Origin of the sequence: Pantoea hericii (assembly GCF_014155795.1) — a bacterium.
Classification (GTDB): domain Bacteria; phylum Pseudomonadota; class Gammaproteobacteria; order Enterobacterales; family Enterobacteriaceae; genus Pantoea; species Pantoea eucalypti.
Window position 1 is genome coordinate 50,495 of sequence record NZ_SCKV01000008.1, and the last position, 19,021, is coordinate 69,515.

The 19,021-nt window shown below is 56.4% G+C and carries 16 protein-coding genes; 7 read left to right on the forward strand and 9 right to left on the reverse strand.

What is annotated here, in order from left to right; translation table 11 throughout:
• Positions 1 to 7: 7 nt before the first annotated feature.
• Together envZ and ompR are read right to left on the reverse strand one after the other, a co-directional pair.
• A complete protein-coding gene (gene envZ / locus H7K52_RS16780) occupies positions 8 to 1,375 on the reverse strand; it encodes a two-component system sensor histidine kinase EnvZ (protein WP_003853013.1) in 1,368 nt (455 codons plus the stop codon).
• A complete protein-coding gene (gene ompR / locus H7K52_RS16785; protein ID WP_003853014.1) occupies positions 1,372 to 2,091 on the reverse strand; it encodes an osmolarity response regulator transcription factor OmpR in 720 nt (239 codons plus the stop codon). The genes envZ and ompR overlap by 4 nt, the downstream gene beginning before the upstream one ends.
• Before the next feature lie 537 nt (positions 2,092 to 2,628).
• Between ompR and yjbE the strand changes: the two genes are divergently transcribed.
• The 4 genes from yjbE (at position 2,629) to H7K52_RS16805 (ending at position 7,779) form a co-directional block, all read left to right on the forward strand.
• Positions 2,629 to 2,877, forward strand: coding sequence for an exopolysaccharide production protein YjbE (gene yjbE, locus H7K52_RS16790; RefSeq protein ID WP_003853015.1), 249 nt, complete (start codon positions 2,629 to 2,631; stop codon positions 2,875 to 2,877).
• Between the two features lie 184 nt (positions 2,878 to 3,061).
• The gene (gene greB / locus H7K52_RS16795; RefSeq protein WP_003853016.1) at positions 3,062 to 3,535 is read left to right on the forward strand and encodes a transcription elongation factor GreB; all 474 of its coding nucleotides are present in this window, start codon (positions 3,062 to 3,064) and stop codon (positions 3,533 to 3,535) included.
• 103 nt (positions 3,536 to 3,638) lie between these two features.
• A complete protein-coding gene (locus H7K52_RS16800) occupies positions 3,639 to 5,966 on the forward strand; it encodes a Tex family protein (RefSeq protein ID WP_182630242.1) in 2,328 nt (775 codons plus the stop codon).
• 127 nt (positions 5,967 to 6,093) lie between these two features.
• Positions 6,094 to 7,779: an alpha-amylase family glycosyl hydrolase gene (locus H7K52_RS16805; protein ID WP_003853018.1), complete on the forward strand. Its 1,686-nt coding sequence runs from the start codon at positions 6,094 to 6,096 to the stop codon at positions 7,777 to 7,779.
• Here H7K52_RS16805 and H7K52_RS16810 read toward each other — a convergent pair whose 3' ends face one another.
• Together H7K52_RS16810 and bioH are read right to left on the reverse strand one after the other, a co-directional pair.
• Positions 7,780 to 8,049, reverse strand: coding sequence for a YdgH/BhsA/McbA-like domain containing protein (locus H7K52_RS16810; protein ID WP_003853019.1), 270 nt, complete (start codon positions 8,047 to 8,049; stop codon positions 7,780 to 7,782).
• Positions 8,050 to 8,220: 171 nt separating this feature from the next.
• Entirely contained in the window at positions 8,221 to 8,997 is a 777-nt protein-coding gene (bioH, locus tag H7K52_RS16815) for a pimeloyl-ACP methyl ester esterase BioH (RefSeq protein WP_003853021.1), read from the reverse strand.
• Positions 8,998 to 9,031: 34 nt separating this feature from the next.
• Between bioH and gntX the strand changes: the two genes are divergently transcribed.
• Together gntX and nfuA are read left to right on the forward strand one after the other, a co-directional pair.
• The gene (gntX, locus tag H7K52_RS16820; protein ID WP_182630243.1) at positions 9,032 to 9,712 is read left to right on the forward strand and encodes a DNA utilization protein GntX; all 681 of its coding nucleotides are present in this window, start codon (positions 9,032 to 9,034) and stop codon (positions 9,710 to 9,712) included.
• 58 nt (positions 9,713 to 9,770) lie between these two features.
• Positions 9,771 to 10,346, forward strand: coding sequence for a Fe-S biogenesis protein NfuA (gene nfuA, locus H7K52_RS16825; RefSeq protein WP_003853024.1), 576 nt, complete (start codon positions 9,771 to 9,773; stop codon positions 10,344 to 10,346).
• Between the two features lie 35 nt (positions 10,347 to 10,381).
• On the opposite strand, the gene malQ is transcribed toward nfuA, so the two are convergent.
• The 5 genes from malQ to glpE all read right to left on the reverse strand — a co-directional run bounded on the left by malQ (position 10,382) and on the right by glpE (position 17,005).
• Positions 10,382 to 12,463: a 4-alpha-glucanotransferase gene (gene malQ / locus H7K52_RS16830; RefSeq protein WP_182630244.1), complete on the reverse strand. Its 2,082-nt coding sequence runs from the start codon at positions 12,461 to 12,463 to the stop codon at positions 10,382 to 10,384.
• 9 nt (positions 12,464 to 12,472) lie between these two features.
• On the reverse strand, positions 12,473 to 14,878 hold the full coding sequence (gene malP / locus H7K52_RS16835; RefSeq protein WP_182630245.1) for a maltodextrin phosphorylase: 2,406 nt from the start codon (positions 14,876 to 14,878) through the stop codon (positions 12,473 to 12,475).
• Between the two features lie 160 nt (positions 14,879 to 15,038).
• A complete protein-coding gene (locus tag H7K52_RS16840) occupies positions 15,039 to 15,797 on the reverse strand; it encodes a DeoR/GlpR family transcriptional regulator (RefSeq protein ID WP_003853028.1) in 759 nt (252 codons plus the stop codon).
• A 30-nt stretch (positions 15,798 to 15,827) separates the two neighbouring features.
• Complete coding sequence (gene glpG / locus H7K52_RS16845; RefSeq protein WP_033743324.1) at positions 15,828 to 16,649, reverse strand: rhomboid family intramembrane serine protease GlpG; 822 nt, start codon at positions 16,647 to 16,649, stop codon at positions 15,828 to 15,830.
• Between the two features lie 29 nt (positions 16,650 to 16,678).
• Complete coding sequence (glpE, locus tag H7K52_RS16850) at positions 16,679 to 17,005, reverse strand: thiosulfate sulfurtransferase GlpE (RefSeq protein WP_039660831.1); 327 nt, start codon at positions 17,003 to 17,005, stop codon at positions 16,679 to 16,681.
• 227 nt (positions 17,006 to 17,232) lie between these two features.
• Between glpE and glpD the strand changes: the two genes are divergently transcribed.
• Entirely contained in the window at positions 17,233 to 18,738 is a 1,506-nt protein-coding gene (gene glpD, locus H7K52_RS16855) for a glycerol-3-phosphate dehydrogenase (protein WP_003853033.1), read from the forward strand.
• The last annotated feature ends 283 nt before the right edge of the window (positions 18,739 to 19,021 follow it).

Consider the following 19,021-nt stretch of genomic DNA (forward strand, 5'->3'; position numbering starts at 1 on the left):
CGTTTTTTTATCCCGACACGCTGTTGCTGCCGTTGTTGTGGCTCAGCGCCATGCTTTCCACTAACGGCAACCAGGCACGAATACGCAAACCTCCGCGCTCGCTCTCGCCAATCTCCAGCGAGCCCTGATGAGCATCGATAATACGCTGTACAATCGCCAGACCGAGACCGGTACCGCTGGTGCTGCGGGCACTGTCGCCCCGCACAAACGGCTGGAACAGATGCGCCAGCTGATCCGGCTTGATGCCAGGGCCATCATCTTCTACCTGAAACCACGCGCGATGCAGTTCCCGTCCGCTGCTGACCTTGATCCAGCCATTGCCATATCGCGCGGCATTAACCACCAGGTTAGCCAGCGCCCGTTTAATCGACAGCGGGTTGATATCCAGCATAAGCTCTTCCGGCATCACTGCATTTTCGATTTCACGTTCATAGCCACTTTCAGCCGCCACCACTTCGCCCAGCACGCTGTTCAGATCCGCGCGCTCGGTCTGCATCTCCTGACCAGTGCGCAGATAGTCGATGAACTGCTCAATGATGGCGTTGCACTCTTCGATATCTTTATTAATCGATTCGGCAAGATAGCCATCCTGCTCGCTCATCATCTCGGTGGCGAGGCGAATACGGGTCAGCGGCGTTCGCAAATCGTGGCTGACGCCCGCCATTAACAGCGTGCGGTCATCCGCCAGCTGCTTCACCCCCGCTGCCATCTGGTTAAAGGCACGGGTCACCGATCGCACTTCTGACGCGCCATACTCGCGCAGCGGCGGCGGAATAATCCCGCGCCCGACCTGCAGGGCGGCGTGCTCCAGATCCACCAGGGGTCGGTTCTGGATACGGATAAACAGCCAGGCACCGCCTATCGCCAGTAGCATAATCGCCAGGGTATAGCGGAACAGCGGGGAGAAGTCGCCCTGATGAATCTCAGTCAGCGGCACCCGCACCCAGATGTCGGGCGACAGCCAGGTTTTCAGCCAGACCACCGGCGAGTTTTTGTTAACCTCAACCCGGACATCGGTCGGACCGCCAAGCTGCTGTCCCATCTGCTCGCTCAGGAATTCATAATGCTGCGCCCAGCGCAATCCGCTCTCTTCTGCTGCTGCATTGGTGTAGAGCGAGATCCCCAGTTCGCGATAGATTTCCCGGCGAAACGCCGGTGGCACTTCCAGCTGCGTGCCATCCTCCAGCTGCAACCGGTCGGTCATCAGCATACGAACTTCGTAAGCGAGCACCTTATTGAACTGTTGCAGACTGGGAAGAATGGCGAAGTTCAGCACCACCAGATAGGTCGTTACCAGGCTGACGAACAGCAGGGTAACGATCAGCAGCAGGGTGCGGGCAAACGAACTCCGTGGCGAGAAGCGCAGTCGCTTCATGCTTTACTGCCGTCCGGCACAAAGACGTAGCCCAGACCCCAGACGGTCTGAATATAACGCGGATGCGCAGGATCCTCTTCCACCATGCGACGCAGGCGGGAGATCTGAACGTCAATCGAACGTTCCATGGCGCTGTATTCACGGCCACGCGCCAGGTTCATCAGCTTGTCGCGAGACAGCGGCTCACGCGGGTGGCTTACCAGTGCTTTCAGCACGGCAAACTCACCGCTGGTCAGCGGCATCGGCTCATCTTCACGGAACATCTCGCGAGTGCCGAGGTTCAGTTTGAATTTGCCAAAGGCAATAATCGCCTCTTCCTGCGAAGGTGCGCCTGGCAGTTCATTGGCCTGACGACGCAGTACCGCCCGGATACGCGCCAGCAGCTCACGCGGGTTAAACGGTTTGGGAATATAGTCGTCAGCGCCGATCTCCAGCCCCACGATACGATCCACTTCTTCACCCTTAGCCGTCACCATAATGATTGGCATCGGGTTGCTCTGGCTGCGCAGACGACGGCAGATAGAGAGGCCATCTTCACCTGGCAACATCAGGTCGAGCACCATCAGATGGAAGGATTCACGGGTTAACAGGCGATCCATCTGCTCAGCATTAGCGACACTGCGCACCTGAAAGCCCTGCTCGGTGAGATAGCGTTCAAGCAGTGCACGCAGACGCATATCGTCATCGACGACCAGAATTTTGTAGTTCTCTTGCATTTTCAACTCCCAAAGGCGCTATTGCCTGAACCAACATTGTTAAAAAAAGATGCCTTATAGTGACAGTCATTATTGGTTTATATTCTAGCCAAAATTGTTACAAAGCATATTAAACAGGGGCTTATATTTGATTTAAGGCGTTTCAGGGTCAGTTTTAGCGCTTTTAACCCCGCCCGACAGCCGATACGGCAAATCTGAAAAAACGGCCTTGTTTCTTTGAATCGCTGGCGTTGGAAGCGTGCCAGCTTTTAATCAATGTATTAATTCAGTGAGTTAGCAGATAATTTGACTTAATGATCAGCCATCACTGTGAATATGCTCCAGATAATCTACCTCAACCACAGCCAGACAGCATAATATTCCAGCAACCCCGCATAATGCCCGACGCTCCTCTCGGATTAGTTTCAGTCGTGCCATCAGCAAGGCCAGTTGTAATTAAAGTCCTTTAAATCAATCAGTAAAGCCAACTTTTCGCCTTCCCCGTTTTAAACCAGACTGCTCAGGCAACATTCGATGTCTCAACGGGGATTACATACAATGAAAAAAACAATTTTACTGCTGAGCGCGCTGGCATTAGGCAGCGTCAGCCCAGGTTATGCAGCCACTGCAACCGGTGAAGCGGCCGGCGCAGCAGCGACAACAACAGCACAAGGTAACTCTAACGCCATCGGTGTTGGCGCAGTCGCAGCCCTGCTGGGCGTAGCACTGGCCACCATGGGCGGCGGCGGCGGTGACGGTCACAGCACCGGCACATCGACCACCACGGCGACCCACGCCGGAAAATAAGTTTACGCACGCTTTTTCGCCGGCTTCAGATGACTGGCTCTATTTCAATCACAGCACCAACCCTTTCGCCGCCGGGGAAATCAACGTGGGTTTTTAACCTTTAAAAACCCTTTCCCCGACTCTTTTTTGCCGCGCCCTCTTTGCCTTACACTGTCGCTCTTGAGATCTCTCTGGCCGGTATAGCATGAAAACCCGACTCATTACCCGCGAAGGCTTCGACAAACTGAAAGCGGAACTCGACTATTTATGGCGTGAAGAGCGACCGGAAGTGACAAAGAAAGTCACCTGGGCTGCCAGCCTTGGCGATCGCAGTGAAAATGCCGACTACCAGTACAACAAAAAACGGCTGCGTGAAATTGATCGCCGCGTACGCTATCTGACCAAAAGCCTTGAGCAGCTGCGAATCGTTGATTACTCACCCCAGCAGGATGGCAAAGTATTCTTTGGTGCCTGGGTGGAAATTGAAAACGATGAGGGCGACCTCAAACGCTTCCGCATTGTGGGCTACGACGAGATTTTTGGCCGCAAAGATTACATTTCCATCGACTCACCTATGGCGCGGGCACTGCTGAAAAAAGAGGTCGGTGATGCCGCCACTGTTGAGACCCCAGTGGGTCCGGCGCTGTGGTATGTCAACGCCATTGACTACCCGCAATAACGATTCAGATTATCGCTGAAAGCCGCCCGCTTCTCTGGCAATTTTAACCATCAATCCGTATAACTGTCCGCTATTTCTCAACCCGGAAAGCAAGACAGTCCTGATGATGAAAGTTCTGAGCCAGATAATTGCCAGTGAGCTACAGGCGCGACCAGAGCAGGTTGACGCCGCCGTTCGCCTGTTAGATGAAGGGAATACCGTGCCGTTTATCGCACGCTATCGTAAAGAGGTAACCGGCGGGCTGGATGACACCCAACTGCGTCAGCTGGAAACCCGTCTCAGCTATCTGCGCGAACTTGAAGATCGACGCCAGTCGATTCTGAAGTCGATTGACGATCAGGGAAAACTCACTGACGACCTCGCCCGCGCCATCAACACCACCCTCAGCAAAACCGAGCTTGAAGACCTCTACCTGCCCTACAAACAGAAACGCCGGACGCGTGGACAGATCGCTATTGAAGCCGGTCTGGAACCGCTGGCGGAAACGCTCTGGCAGGAGCCCTCTCACATCCCTGAGCAGCTTGCTGAGCAGTATGTCGATGCGGACAAAGGCGTTGCTGACGTCCGTGCCGCGCTGGATGGTGCCCGCTATATTCTGATGGAGCGTTTCGCCGAGGATGCGGCGCTGCTGGCCAAAGTGCGTAACTATCTGTGGAAAAATGCCCATCTGGTGTCACGCGTGGTGGAAGGCAAAGAGGAAGCGGGCGCGAAGTTCCGTGACTACTTTGACCACCACGAAGCGCTGAGCAACGTGCCGTCACACCGTGCGCTGGCGATGCTGCGTGGCCGTAACGAAGGTGTACTGCAACTGTCGCTGAATGCCGATCCGCAGTTTGATGAAGCACCACGTGAAAGCCACGGCGAAACGCTGATCGCTGAACACCTGAATCTGCGCCTGAACAACGCGCCAGCCGACAGCTGGCGTAAAGCGGTGGTGAGCTGGACGTGGCGCATCAAGGTGATGCTGCATCTGGAAACGGAGTTGATGGGTACAGTGCGCGAACGCGCAGAAGATGAAGCCATTAACGTCTTTGCCCGCAACCTGCACGATTTGCTGATGGCGGCGCCGGCGGGCATGCGCGCCACTATGGGACTGGATCCCGGCCTGCGCACCGGCGTTAAAGTCGCGGTGGTCGATGCCACCGGTAAAGTCGTGGCGACCGATACCGTCTATCCGCACACCGGCCAGACCGCCAAAGCCGCCGCTGCCGTCGCCGCGCTCTGCATTAAGCATCAGGTTGAGCTGGTGGCGATTGGCAACGGAACCGCCTCACGTGAAACCGAGCGCTTCTTCCTGGATCTGCAGCAGCAGTTCCCGCAGGTGACGGCGCAGAAAGTGATTGTCAGTGAAGCCGGCGCCTCCGTTTACTCGGCCTCTGAACTGGCGGCGCTGGAGTTCCCGGATCTCGATGTTTCACTACGTGGCGCGGTGTCTATCGCACGACGTCTGCAGGATCCGCTGGCTGAGCTGGTGAAAATCGACCCGAAATCCATCGGTGTCGGTCAGTACCAGCATGACGTCAGTCAGAGCCAGCTGGCGAAGAAACTCGACGCCGTGGTAGAGGATTGCGTGAACGCCGTCGGCGTTGACCTCAACACCGCCTCGGTGCCGCTGCTGACCCGCGTCGCGGGCCTGACGCGCATGATGGCGCAGAACATTGTCGGCTGGCGTGACGAGAATGGCCGCTTCCAGAACCGCCAGCAGTTGCTGAAAGTGAGTCGTCTTGGGCCAAAAGCCTTTGAACAGTGTGCGGGCTTCCTGCGCATCAACCACGGTGATAACCCGCTGGATGCCTCAACGGTTCACCCGGAAGCGTATCCGGTCGTCGAACGTATTCTGGCCGCCACCGAGCAGGCCCTCAGCGATCTAATGGGTAATGCTGGCAGCCTGCGTAACCTCAGCCCGCGCGATTTTATTGATGAGCGTTTTGGTCTGCCGACCGTTACCGACATCATGAAAGAGCTGGAGAAACCGGGTCGCGATCCGCGTCCTGAGTTTAAGACTGCGCAGTTTGCGGAAGGCGTTGAAACACTGAACGATCTGACGCCGGGCTTGATCCTTGAAGGTGCCGTCACCAACGTCACTAACTTCGGTGCGTTTGTGGATATCGGCGTGCATCAGGATGGCCTGGTGCATATCTCGTCGCTTTCTGATCGCTTCGTGGAAGATCCCCATCAGGTGGTGAAAGCCGGCGATATCGTCAAAGTGAAAGTGATGGAAGTCGATCTCCAGCGTAAACGTATCGCCCTCACCATGCGTCTTGATGAGCAGCCAGGCGAAGGCAATGCACGGGGTGGCGCGAAGAATACCGCGCCGCGCGAAGAGAAACGTCCGGCTGCAGGTAAAGGCCGTCCGCGTCCAGCCAGCGCATCCGCAGGCAACAGTGCAATGGGTGATGCACTGGCTGCGGCATTCGGTAAAAAACGCTAAGCTTTTCAGGGGGCCACATCAGGCCCCCTCTTCACACGCTTTCCCCCGGTTGAAAATCCCCATCATCGCGCTACGCTAAAAAGAAGCCTGTCATAAAAACAACACCTGCTGTGGCACCCAATTCACGATGGAAACGATCACCGATCTGATTGATAAGATTTATGCTGGCACATTTCCGGAGGCGACCTTAGCGCGCCTTAAGGCTGACATTGCCACAGCCCGCGAGGCGATTAAGCTGCCGCGCAAGGCCCACTGGGATGAGCAGGATGTGGTGCTCATCACCTACGCCGACCAGTTTCGTGAAACCGATAAACCCACGCTCAACACCTTTTCCCGTTTCTATCAGCAGCACCTGCAATCCACCTTTCCGTTGGTTCACCTGCTACCTTTTTTCCCCTGGTCGTCCGACGACGGATTTTCGGTGATTAATTACCACGAGGTCGATCCGGTGTGCGGCGACTGGCAGGATATTTCGCGTTTGCATCAGGAAACCCGCCTGATGTTCGACTTCGTCTGCAACCATATGTCGGCAAAAAGCGCCTGGTTCAGCCACTTTCTGGCGCAGGATCCCGGCTGGGACGATTTCTTTATCAGCATGCCACCTGCCACGGATCTCAGCGCCGTGACGCGCCCACGTACCTCGCCGCTGCTGACACCGTTTAAGATGGCGGATGGTGATACCCGCTTCATCTGGACCACCTTCAGTGCCGACCAGATTGATCTTAACTTTGCCAATCCTGAGGTATTGTTGCGCATGGTCAACGTGTTGCTCGACTACCTGGTCCGTGGCGCCGACTATGTGCGCCTTGATGCGGTCGGCTATATGTGGAAAACGCCAGGCACGCGCTGTATTCATCTGGAAAAGACCCATCAACTGGTAAAGCTGTTCCGCGCGATTGCCAACCATGTCGCGCCAGGTACGGTGATTATTACCGAGACTAACGTGCCGCATCAGGACAACATCAGCTACCTGGGCAACGGGCACGATGAAGCGCAGATGGTTTATCAGTTTTCGCTGCCGCCACTGGTGCTGCATGCCATTCACACCGGCTCGGCGCGCGCGTTGCGGCAGTGGGCCAGCTCACTGGATCTCAGTAGTAATGACACCACTTTCTTCAACTTCCTGGCGTCACACGATGGTATCGGGCTGAATCCGGCGCGCGGCATCCTGTCTGAAGTGGAGATTGTGTCGCTGGTGCGCGACCTGGCGCTGGAGGGCGCGCTGGTCTCCTATAAAAATAACCCTGACGGTAGCACCAGCCCCTATGAAATTAATGTCACGTTTCTGGATGCGCTGAACCGTGAAGCGGATGATGATGCCACGCGGCTGAAACGCTTCCTGCTGGCCCATGCGATTCTGCTGGTCTTTCCTGGCGTGCCGGCCATCTATGTCCAGAGCATTCTGGGCGGTCGTAACCATTATGATGGCGTGCGGGCCGCCGGACATAACCGGGCGATTAACCGTCAGAAGTATGATTTACAGCAGATTGAAGCGGCCCTGGTGGGTGGTGACTGGCTGCGTCAGCAGATTTATACCCGACTCAGCCAGTTGATCCAGCTGCGTCGTCGTCAGCCCGCATTCCATCCCGATAATCCGATGACGATCTACGACAGCGAAAACGCCCTGCTGGTGCTCAGCCGTCATCAGCCAGAAAGCGGCGGCGGATTGCTATGCGTGTTTAATCTGAGTGGCCGGTCAGTGGAAACGCGATTGCCGGTGGCGCATACGTTGCAGGATGTGGTGAGCGGAGAGAAGATTGATGGCACCCAGCCGGTTAAGCTGGATGCCTGGCAGTTCATGTGGCTGCGTTAATTACTTGTAGACTTCAGCCGTTGCACTGAATTTACCGTGTTCGCGACCGGCGATCACCAGGTAGTATTTCCCGCCTTTTTCGTCAGCGAGCTTAGACAGTACTTTTTTAGCATCCATTGGCGAGGTGGTTTCCGCTGTGGTGTTAACGGTGCCAATTTTCTGCAGGTTCATTGTCTTAACTTCTTCTTTGGTGACTTCCTTCGCTGCCATCGCAGAAAATGAAATCGCGCCCATCATCATTGAAGCCACAACCCATTTAAAAACCTTCATTATGTTTACCCTCATTCATGATCCATTGTGAGATGTAAGCAGCCGCTAAACGCGTAAGGCAGTATGGAACGGCATAGTCATTTCCGTGACTAATCACATAAAATTGCAGCGGCCTTGCTCACAAAGAGAAGTATTGATGCTGTTAACGATTTTTGCCAACCCGTAGCACGACTATCCCTCTAAACTGCTGATAAAATTAATAATGTGCTGACAAAACATCTCTGGATGAGAAATAAAAGGTGCATGTGCTGCTTTTTCGATAATCACAGAGGGCGAGGCTGGCAACATTTCATCGATCTCAGCAGCAATCCGACGCGGCACCAGACCATCTAATGCCCCGTAGAGTCGCAAAAACGGCAATGTGATCTGCGGTAACGCGTCGCGCAGGTCGACCTGACGCAGGATGTCGAGCCCGCCATCCAGCACCGCCACCTCCGGCACGGGTTGTGACAGTACCACCTCTTTCAGCTGTCGCGCATCGGCACGCGCCGTTTCGGTGCCCAGCGTCTGCAGCGCCAGAAAGCGCTCCACCGTGCGCTGAAAATCATTACTGAGCATCTGCTGAAAGTTCTGCAGCGTTTCCGGTTTAATGCCGGGCCAGTGCTCTGTGGCGGTGAAACAGGGTGATGATGCAACGGTAATCAGGGCGTCCAGCTTTTCTGGCGCGGTCAGCGCAAGCTGCGTCGCGACCAGTCCGCCCAGCGACCAGCCCACCACAATGGCCTGCGGTGGCAGGAAAGGCATTATCTGCTCAGCCATCTGCTCCAGTGTCAGCGCGTCAACGTTCTGGCTGCGACCATAACCGGGCAGGTCGACCAGATGCAGACGGTAATGCGCGCTGAGTCGCGGAATAATGCTTTGCCAGACTTCGGCATTCAGTCCCCATCCGTGCAGCAGCACAAGATCGCGTTTTCCTTCTCCGCAGGTGTGCCAGTAGAGCGACGTCATCAGTTACTATCCCGAAAATGATAAGGAGGTCGCTATGCTAACAATGCCCGCCCTGTGTTGGCTATGCCGGATGCCGTTGCGGATAGCCCGGCACGGTATCTGCAGCTTATGTTTACGCAAATTACCGCCATTACCGCGGCTCTGCCCACGCTGTGGGTTACCGGCAGGATCAGAAAAGGTCGCCTGTGGCCGCTGCCAGCTTAAACCGCCCGCCTGGCAGGCGCTGGTCTGCGTTAATGACTATTGTCTGCCGTTCAGCCAGTGGGTTAATCAGCTTAAATTTTCTCACATAACCGCACTCAGGGTGATGCTGGCGCGGCTGATTTTGCTAAGCTGGCTTAATGTTTACCGACGCGGTGATGTGCCGCGTCCTGATCTGCTGCTGCCGGTTCCGCTGCACCAGCGACGACGCTGGCAGCGCGGCTTCAACCAGACTGTCCTGCTGGCCGCACCGCTGGCGCACTGGCTGGGATGTGAATGGCGTGAAGGGCTTTCCCGCACGCGCAGAGGCGCATTACAGCATCAGCTCAGCGCCCGCCAGCGCCGCACTAACTTACGCGGTGCTTTCCGCCTTGAAATGGCGGTGCAGGGACGCCATATCGCTTTGCTGGATGACGTCATTACCACCGGCAGTACCGTAGATGAAATCAGTCGTCTTTTACTGGCGCAGGGTGCTGCCAGCGTGCAGGTCTGGTGTCTGTGCCGTACCTTGTAGCGCGTCATTGATGGGCGTATTATAACCAACTAAATTAGTCAACTATTGAGCAATCGACATGATCCGAATTACTGACTCTGCCCAGGAACATTTTTCTAAACTGCTATCCAAACAAGAAGATGGCACCCAGATTCGCGTATTCGTGATTAACCCGGGTACGCCAACAGCCGAGTGTGGCGTCTCTTACTGTCCGCCCGATGCTGTTGAAGCCACCGATACTGAACTGAAGTTCGAGAAGCTCTCAGCGTATGTTGATGAACTGAGCAAACCTTATCTGGAAGATGCGGAAATCGACTTCGTGACTGATAATCTGGGTTCTCAGCTGACGCTGAAAGCGCCGAATGCCAAGATGCGCAAAGTCTCTGATGATGCGCCAATGGTTGAGCGCGTTGAGTACCTGCTGCAGGCGCAGATCAACCCACAGCTCGCTGGCCACGGCGGTCGCGTATCGCTGATGGAGATCACCGAAGATGGTTACGCCATTCTGCAGTTCGGCGGCGGCTGTAACGGCTGTTCGATGATCGATGTGACCCTGAAAGATGGTATCGAGAAAGAGCTGCTGGCTGCCTTCCCGGAACTGAAAGGCGTGCGGGATATTACCGAGCATCAGCGTGGTGAACACTCGTTCTACTGATGATAAAGCGCGGCAGCCTGACTGCCGCGCTATTTTTATTGCCCTTTCTGTCCTGACTGACGCTGCTCACTGACCACCTTCAGCAGCGTATTCACCTCCTTGTCCGCAAAGATTGCCTCCAGCGTTTTGCTCAGCTTGCGTCGCCAGTTAGGGTACTGATCTACCGTGCCCGGCACGTTGACCGGCGTGGTCATACCGAGCCAGTCCTCAGGCTGCAGTCCAAGCAGCGCACTGTCGGTATCCGCCAGGAAGCGATGGATGGCCCGGTTCAGCGCAGGTGTCATGTTCAGCTTCTCCGCCTTCTTCTGACTGCGGGCCGGTAAGGCACCCGCCTGATGCAGCGCATCCAGCAGCGCCTGTTTCTGCGCGGCACGCTGCTGATGCAGCGCTTTCACTGCATCGCCCGGATAAAGGCCCAGCTTCTCACCCAGATCCAGGTCGCCCTGCTCCCAGAAACCGGTCAGCGTCGGCAGATCATGGGTACTGGCGCTGGCGATAGACTGGCGTGGATAGTCCTGCGGCGCGCGATAACGCTGATCTTTCTCCTGCTCAAACCAGAGCACCTTCCATGAAAAGACACCGCTTTTACGCAGCAGGCTGATAATTTCCTGAGGCACGGTGCCCAGGTCTTCACCAATCACCATGCAGCGCAGCCGATGGCTCTCCAGCGCCAGGATGCCCAGCAGGTCATTGACCGGATAGGCGACATAGGCGCCTTTATCCGCTGTCTCCCCGGCCGGTACCCACCACAGACGCAGTAGAGACATCACATGGTCGATACGCAATGCGCCGCAGTCGCGCATGTTGGCGCGCAGCATGTCGATGAACGGCTGATAGCCCCGCGCCTGCATCACATGCGGGTCCATCGGCGGTAAGCCCCAGTTTTGTCCCAGCGGACCCAGACGATCGGGTGGCGCGCCCACTGAGGCTTTAAGGCGATAAAGCTCCGGGTCGTGCCAGGTTTCCGCACTGCCCTCTGCTACGCCCACCGCCAGATCACGATAAAGCCCCACACTCATGCCCAGCGCCTGACTGTGCGTCCAGCAGGCCGAGAACTGCTGCTGTGCCAGCCATTGTAGCCACTGCCAGAACGCGATCTCCTCTTCATGCTGCTCACACCACTGCTGCACCTCGGGCAACTGGCTGTTACGCCACGCTTCCGGCCACGCAGGCCAGCCGCCCTGCTGCGTCTTGTCCGCCTGCCGCTCCAGCTGGATACCGTCGTAGGCCGCCTGATAACGCAGGCTGTCGCCGCCTTGACGTACAAAAGCTGCCCAGGATTGATGCTCTTCGCTCTGGTTATCACGCGCCTGGAAGTGGGCCCAGGCGTGCCGCAGCGCAGTGAGCTTAAGCGCTATCACGGCCTCGTAGTCAACCCACTCTGCCTCTCGCGCTTTGGTCAGCGCCTTTTGGGTTTTGGCACTTTTCCACCACTTCTGTGCTGCCGCGCTTTGCTGAAAATCGGCGACCTGACTGACGTCGATATAAATCACATTCAGCCAGCGGCGGGATGACGGACTGTACGGGCTGGCGAAACCGGCGCTGGTGGGATAGAGCGCATGCAGCGGATTCAGCCCGACAAAATCGCCGCCGCGCTCAGCCAGTTGCACCAGCAGCTGGTCAAGGTCGCCGAAGTCGCCAATGCCCCAGTTCTGTTCAGATCGCACCGTGTAGAGCTGCACCAGCGCGCCCCAGCGTTTCTCTCCCGCCTCCAGCGCTGGCGGCAGATAGCAGCGGCGCGGCGCGACAATAATCCGCGTCTGCCAGCGCTTCTTTCCTTTAGTGAGCGTGAGCTGGTGATAACCCTGTGTCAGCGGCCCCGGCAGCGAAAAAGGCTCTCCGGCGGTTAACTCGCCGCTAAACTGCTTGCCCTTTTCGGTCTGCAACTGCCAGCTGTAGACGCCGCTGCCCTGTGGCGTCAATTGCCGTTTGCCACTGCCGCTGAACACCGCGACCGGCGGCAGCGGTGATTTTTTGGCATCCTGCGGATCGTCCATTACCGCCAGCAGCGCGCGTTTGGTCTCATCGCTGATCGCCGCTTTCTCGCCGTTAACGTTGATGTAATCCAGTGAAATTCCCGCGGCACGGGCGGCCTGATCGAGTGCATTTTGCTTCATTGCTGCTCCTTAGCGCGGTGCCTGCCAGATACGTTGCTGATAGTCACGAATGGAACGGTCCGAACTGAACATGCCGGTTCGGGCCGTATTGAGGATAGCGGCGCGGGTCCAGCCTTCCGGGTCACGCCACAGGGCTTCCACCCGTTGCTGTGCCTCGACATAGGCCTGAAAATCAGCCAGCACCAGCCAGGGATCGCCATTTTTGGTCAGGCTCTCCAGCATCAGGTCAAACGCATGTTTATCCCCGCCGCTGAATTTGCCTTTCTCCAGCGATTTCAGTAAATCGTCCAGCGGCTTGTTCTGCTTACGCACCTTTTTCGGGTTGTAGCCTTTCGCTTTGAGCGCCTTCACCTCATCCACGGTGTGACCGAAGATAAAGATATTCTCCTCGCCCACCTGTTCGGCAATCTCGACATTCGCACCATCCAGCGTGCCAATAGTCAGCGCGCCATTCAGCGCCAGCTTCATGTTGCCAGTGCCCGAGGCTTCATAACCGGCTGTAGAGATCTGCTCGGAGAGATCGGCCGCCGGGATCATCAGTTCAGCCACGGTGATGCGGTAGTCCGGGATAAACACCACTTTGAGCCTGTCACCCACCCGCGGGTCGTTGTTCACCACCTCCGCAACCTTGTTAATGGCGTAGATAATATTTTTTGCCAGGTAGTAACCCGGCGCGGCTTTGGCCCCGAACAGGAACACCCGCGGCGTGAAGGTGACATCTTCCGGGTTGTTCAGAAGCTTCTGATAGCAGTAGAGGATATGCAGCAGGCTGAGGTGCTGGCGCTTGTACTCATGCAGACGTTTGATCTGCACATCGAACAGCGCCGCCGGGTTCACGATGATGCCGGTATGGCGGGCGATATACTCTGTGAGCTGCGCTTTGTTCTGCTGTTTGATGCTGCGATAGCGCTGACGAAACGCCTGATCGTCGGCATACGGCTCCAGACCGGTTAACGCATCAAGGTTATTGGCCCACTCCGTTTTCAGCGTCTCATCAATCAGTGCCGCCAGCGCCGGATTACACTGCTTCAGCCAGCGACGCGGCGTAATGCCGTTGGTGACGTTGTGGAATTTTTGCGGCCAGAGCTGGTGATATTCCGGGAAGAGATCGCTGACCACCAGGCGGGAGTGCAGTGCCGCCACGCCGTTGACCGCAAAGCCACTCACCACACAGAGATTGGCCATGCGCACCTGTCCGTCCGCCACCACCGCCAGCTTGTGCCACATCGCTTTGTCATCCGGCCAGTGCTGTTTCACCTGCTTTTTCAGCCGCTGATTAATCTCTTTGATAATCAGCATATGGCGCGGCAGCAGGCTGCGCATCAGCTTCTCATCCCAGCGCTCCAGCGCCTCCGGCATCAGCGTGTGGTTGGTGTAAGCGAACAAGCGGCTGGTGATATGCCACGCCTCATCCCAGCTCAGCTGATGTTCATCCAGCAGCACACGCAGCATCTCGGGGATGGCGATGGTCGGATGGGTATCGTTGAGCTGGATCACCTCAAAGTCCGGCAGACTGTGAATGCTGCGGCCCGCCAGATGGTGACGGCGCAGGATGTCGGCTACGGCGCAGGCACACTGAAAATATTGCTGCATCAAACGCAGCCGCTTGCCGGCCTGATGGTTGTCATTGGGATAGAGCACTTTGGTGAGTTTTGCCGCCTCAATACCAGGCTGCTCCGCCTGAAGGAAATTGCCGTCGTTAAAGGCCGTCAGGTCAAACGGGTGCGCACTCACGGCCTGCCACAGGCGCAGCGGCAGTGTCACGCCGTTGCGGTAGCCGGTCACCGGCAAATCCCAGGCCTCACCACGCAGCGTAAAATCGGGAAGCCAGCGTACACCGCCATCCTCACGCTTTTCCACCCGGCCGCCCATCGCAACGTCCACATCCAGCGCCGCATTGTGACGAAACCACGGATAGCGTTCACGCTGCCAGTCATCGGGCGCTTCAATCTGCTTACCCTCCTCAAAAGACTGGCGGAACAGGCCATAATGATAATTCAGCCCGTGGCCGGTGGCGGACTGCCCCACCGTTGCCATCGAATCCATATAGCAGGCGGCGAGTCGCCCCAGCCCGCCGTTGCCGAGTGCCGGGTCGATCTCCTGCTCCAGCAATTCGGTTAAATCAAGTTGCTGCTCAGCCAGCGCCGCTTTGACCTCGTCATACCAGCCGAGATTCAGCAGATTGTTGCCGGTCAGACGACCAATGAGAAACTCCATCGACAGGTAATTTACGTGACGCTGCTGCTTAGCCGGACGCGGTGCCGGCTGGGTATCGAGCAGTTCTGCCAGTGCCGCACTGACCGCCTGCCACGCCTGGTGCGAGGTCATCTGTTGGGCGGAATGGAGACTCAACTGTTGCCACTGTCGGGTCAGGGCAGCGGTAAAACGGGCTTTATTAAATTTTTGCTGCGGCATATCACTCCCTTCTGTTACGCAATGAGGTGAAGCAAAACAAAAATAGAAAGCGCACGGGCTGGCAACCGGGTGCCAGCAACCGTTAAGTTAAGACGTGAGTGGGGGAAAAAGCGACAACAATCAAAGAAAAACGCCAGCCGGGTGGCTGGCGTCGCAGGAATCAGCAGAGTTCGAGGTGAACCTCATGCTGCTCAATCACTTTCATGACGCTGGCTGGCGGCATTTTATCGGTGTAGAGATAATCCAGCAGACTCATGTTGCCAAGGTTAACCATGGCATTTCGGCCAAATTTCGAGTGATCCACCACCAGCATCGCGCAGCGTGAATTTTCTATAATCGCGCGTTTGGTGCGGACTTCGTGATAGTCGAACTCCAGCAGCGACCCATCCATGTCGATGCCGCTGATCCCCAGGATGCCGTAATCGAGCCGGAACTGAGAAATAAAGTCGAGCGTCGCTTCCCCCATCACGGCGCCATCGCGGGTGCGCACTTCACCGCCCGCGATAATCACCCGGAAATCGGGTTTGCCCATTAACAGCATCGCGACGTTAAGGTTATTGGTCACCACACGTAAATTGCTGTGGTTGAGCAGCGCATGCGCCACCGCTTCCGGCGTGGTGCCAATATCAATAAACAGCGTAGCGCCATCCGGGATCTGGCTGGCAACACGCTGCGCAATCCGCGCTTTTTCCGCTGACCACATCATTTTGCGATCGTGCCAGGCGGTATTCTCAGAGCTGGAAGGAAGCGCCGCGCCGCCGTGGTGGCGCTGAATTTTGTTTTGATCGGCCAAATCGTTGAGGTCGCGACGAATGGTCTGCGGGCTGACCTCAAAATGATCTACCAGCTCCTCAGTACTGACATATCCCTGACGACGGACTAAATCGATAATCGCGTCATGACGTTGCGTCTGCTTCACGTTCCTCTCCTGTTAACCCGCTAAACCTGTCTATCGACGCGTGACGTTACGCGTATCGACCAGCGCCATCGCCAGCCCGACCACCAGACCAGCAACGTGCGCCGCGTTGGCAATCGCCAGACCAAAGACGCCGAACCAGCCAATCACCAGCCAGACCACCGCAAAACCGATCAATCCCCGTTCAAGATAGACGCCGCTGTCGGGATCGCGCTCACCGCGTAGCCAGCAGTAACCCATCAGGGCATAGACCACGCCCGACAGACCACCAAACCAGATGCCACTGAACTTCGCCTGCAGCCAGCCGCTGAGCAGCGCCGAAATCAGCATAATTACAAACAGTTTGCCGCTGCCCAGACGCTTTTCAACCGCGCCGCCGAGATACCACCACCACATCAGATTAAACAGGATGTGCAGCAGTGAAAAGTGCAGCAGCGCATGACTGAACCAGCGCCAGACCTGAAGATGCTGGTCGGCATCCGGCCAGGAGAGCCACGCCATCACGGCCTGATCGCCCATGACCTGCATCAGAATAAAGACCGCGATGCAGAGCACCATCAGGGTCATGGTCAGCGGACCGGCACGCTCGCGGATGTTCGCCCAGATATTGCTACGCTCATAGCGCAAACCGCTGTCAGTCTTGCCGCTGTGCCAGCTGGCGGCCTGATAGCGCGGATGGTTAGGGTCATGCAGAAACTGCTGAAGTTCGTTTTCGACCACTGCAATCTTGCTCTCATCATCCAGCATGATGACGTAGTGATTTTCATGCTCAATACGCAACGTGATGCCCTGCGTCGCCATGTAGTCAACAAACGCCTGCGCCATGCGCGGCTGATTAAATTGGGTAATGCGCATCATTAACTCTCCATGTGACGAGCAGCAAGCTATTCACTGCCAGAGGCAACCTGCTGAGGGAAGGCGGCACGCCAGGCATCAAAGCCGCCATCAATGCTGTACGCCGCGCTGAAGCCCTGTCCCAGAAGATACTGCGCCGCACTTTTGCTGCTATTACCGTGATAGCACATCACCAGCACGGGCAGGCTTTGATCCGCGCCACTGACAAACTCGCTGAGGTTGGCGTTGGTCAGATGCAGCGCGCCCGCCGCATGGCCAAGGACATAACTTTGCGGATCACGGATATCCACCAGCAGCGCACCCTGCGCCAGACGCGCCTGCGCCTGCTGCACATCAATACATTCAAACGTTTCCATGGGATCTCTCATAACAGCATCACAATAGCGCGTAGTGTAACCCGATAATCCGCGCCGATAACCTGACAATCGTTACGGCTATCTGTTTTTTTGGTGGGCAGAATGTTAGCTATATCACGCAAAAATGTTTTTACCGGGTTAAAGACTGGCGTAAATGTTGGTTTGCGATTATGATTATGCTCGAAAACGAACATAAGAGAACTATTCCGAACATCGGAGGAGATGACGTGGAAACCAAAGACCTGATCGTGATCGGCGGCGGCATCAACGGTGCCGGCATTGCAGCAGACGCTGCAGGACGCGGACTGTCGGTGTTAATGCTGGAGGCGCGGGATTTGGCTTGCGCGACCTCTTCAGCCAGCTCAAAACTGATTCATGGCGGCTTGCGCTACCTTGAACATTACGAATTCCGCCTGGTCAGTGAAGCACTGGCCGAGCGCGAAGTCCTGCTGAAAATGGCGCCGCACCTGGCGTTTCCGATGCGCTTCCGCTTGCCGCACCGTCCGCATCTGCGTCCGGCGTGGATGATTCGTACCGGCCTGTTCATGTATGACCATCTTGGCAAGCGTACCAGCCTGCCAGGCAGCAAAAGTTTGCGATTTGGCGCGGATTCGGCCCTGAAGCCAGAAATCACGCGCGGATTCGAATACTCCGACTGCTGGGTAGATGATGCCCGCATGGTCGTTCTGAATGCGCAGGAAGTGGTTAAGCATGGTGGCGAAGTGCGTACCCGTACTCGTGTCACCCGCGCCTGGCGTGAAGGTGGCCTGTGGATGGTCGAAGCCGAAGATGTTGATACCGGCAAAACCTTTACCTGGCAGGCGAAAGGTCTGGTCAACGCGGCAGGCCCGTGGGTCAAACAGCTGTTCGACGACAGCCTGAAGCTGAAATCGCCTTACGGTATCCGCCTGATTAAAGGCAGCCATATTGTGGTGCCGCGCGTCCATACCGAGAAACAGGCTTATATCCTGCAGAACGAAGATAACCGCATCGTGTTTGTCATTCCCTGGATGGATGAGTTCTCAATCATCGGCACCACCGATGTGGAATACAAAGGCGATCCGAAAAGCGTCCATATCGATGACAGCGAGACCGAGTACCTGCTGAAAGTGTTCAACGGACACTTTAAAAAGCAGCTGACCGCCGACGATATCGTCTGGTCTTACTCAGGTGTCCGTCCGCTGTGTGATGACGAATCTGATTCGCCGCAGGCGATCACTCGCGATTACACGCTGGATGTGCGCGATGATAACGGTCAGGCACCGCTGCTTTCCGTGTTTGGTGGCAAGCTGACCACTTATCGCAAGCTGGCAGAACATGCGCTGGAGAAACTGGCGAAGTACTATCCGAAAGCCGGCCCAGCCTGGACCAAAAACTGCGTGTTGCCGGGCGGTAATATCAACGGCACCAGCGATGATTACGCGGTCAGCCTGCGTCGTCGTTATCCGTTCATCACTGAAAACATGGCGCGCCACTTCTCACGCACTTACGGCAGCAGCACTGAAACCCTGCTGGCGGGTGCGAAAAGTCTGGACGATCTGGGTGAGAACTTCGGTCACGACTTCTATGAGGCGGAGTTACGCTACCTGGTGCAGCATGAATGGGTACGTGAGCTTGACGATGCTATCTGGCGTCGTACCAAACAGGGTATGTGGCTGACCAAAGAGCAGCAGGCCCGTGTGGCAGAGTGGCTGGCGGCGAAAGCCAAACCGGCACTGTCGCTGGCGTCATAAGCGAGCAATACAACAACAGAAAGCAGGCTTCGGCCTGCTTTTTTTATTGGCTGCTTATTCGGTTAATATTCAGGCCAGCCGCATCCTCACACCTCATCAGAAGAAACGCCTGTCAGCGAGCAAACCGGTATGACTGGCTTTGTTCATCATGAATACCGATTCAGGCTTTTGCCCCCTGCAACCTTTTCTTCATGCTTCCCCGCGTAAACTCAACGCATCCTGACTGCGTATCCCCCTTTTCGCCATTGTTACCTTAAATCTAACGTTCCGTTTTTTTGCTTAA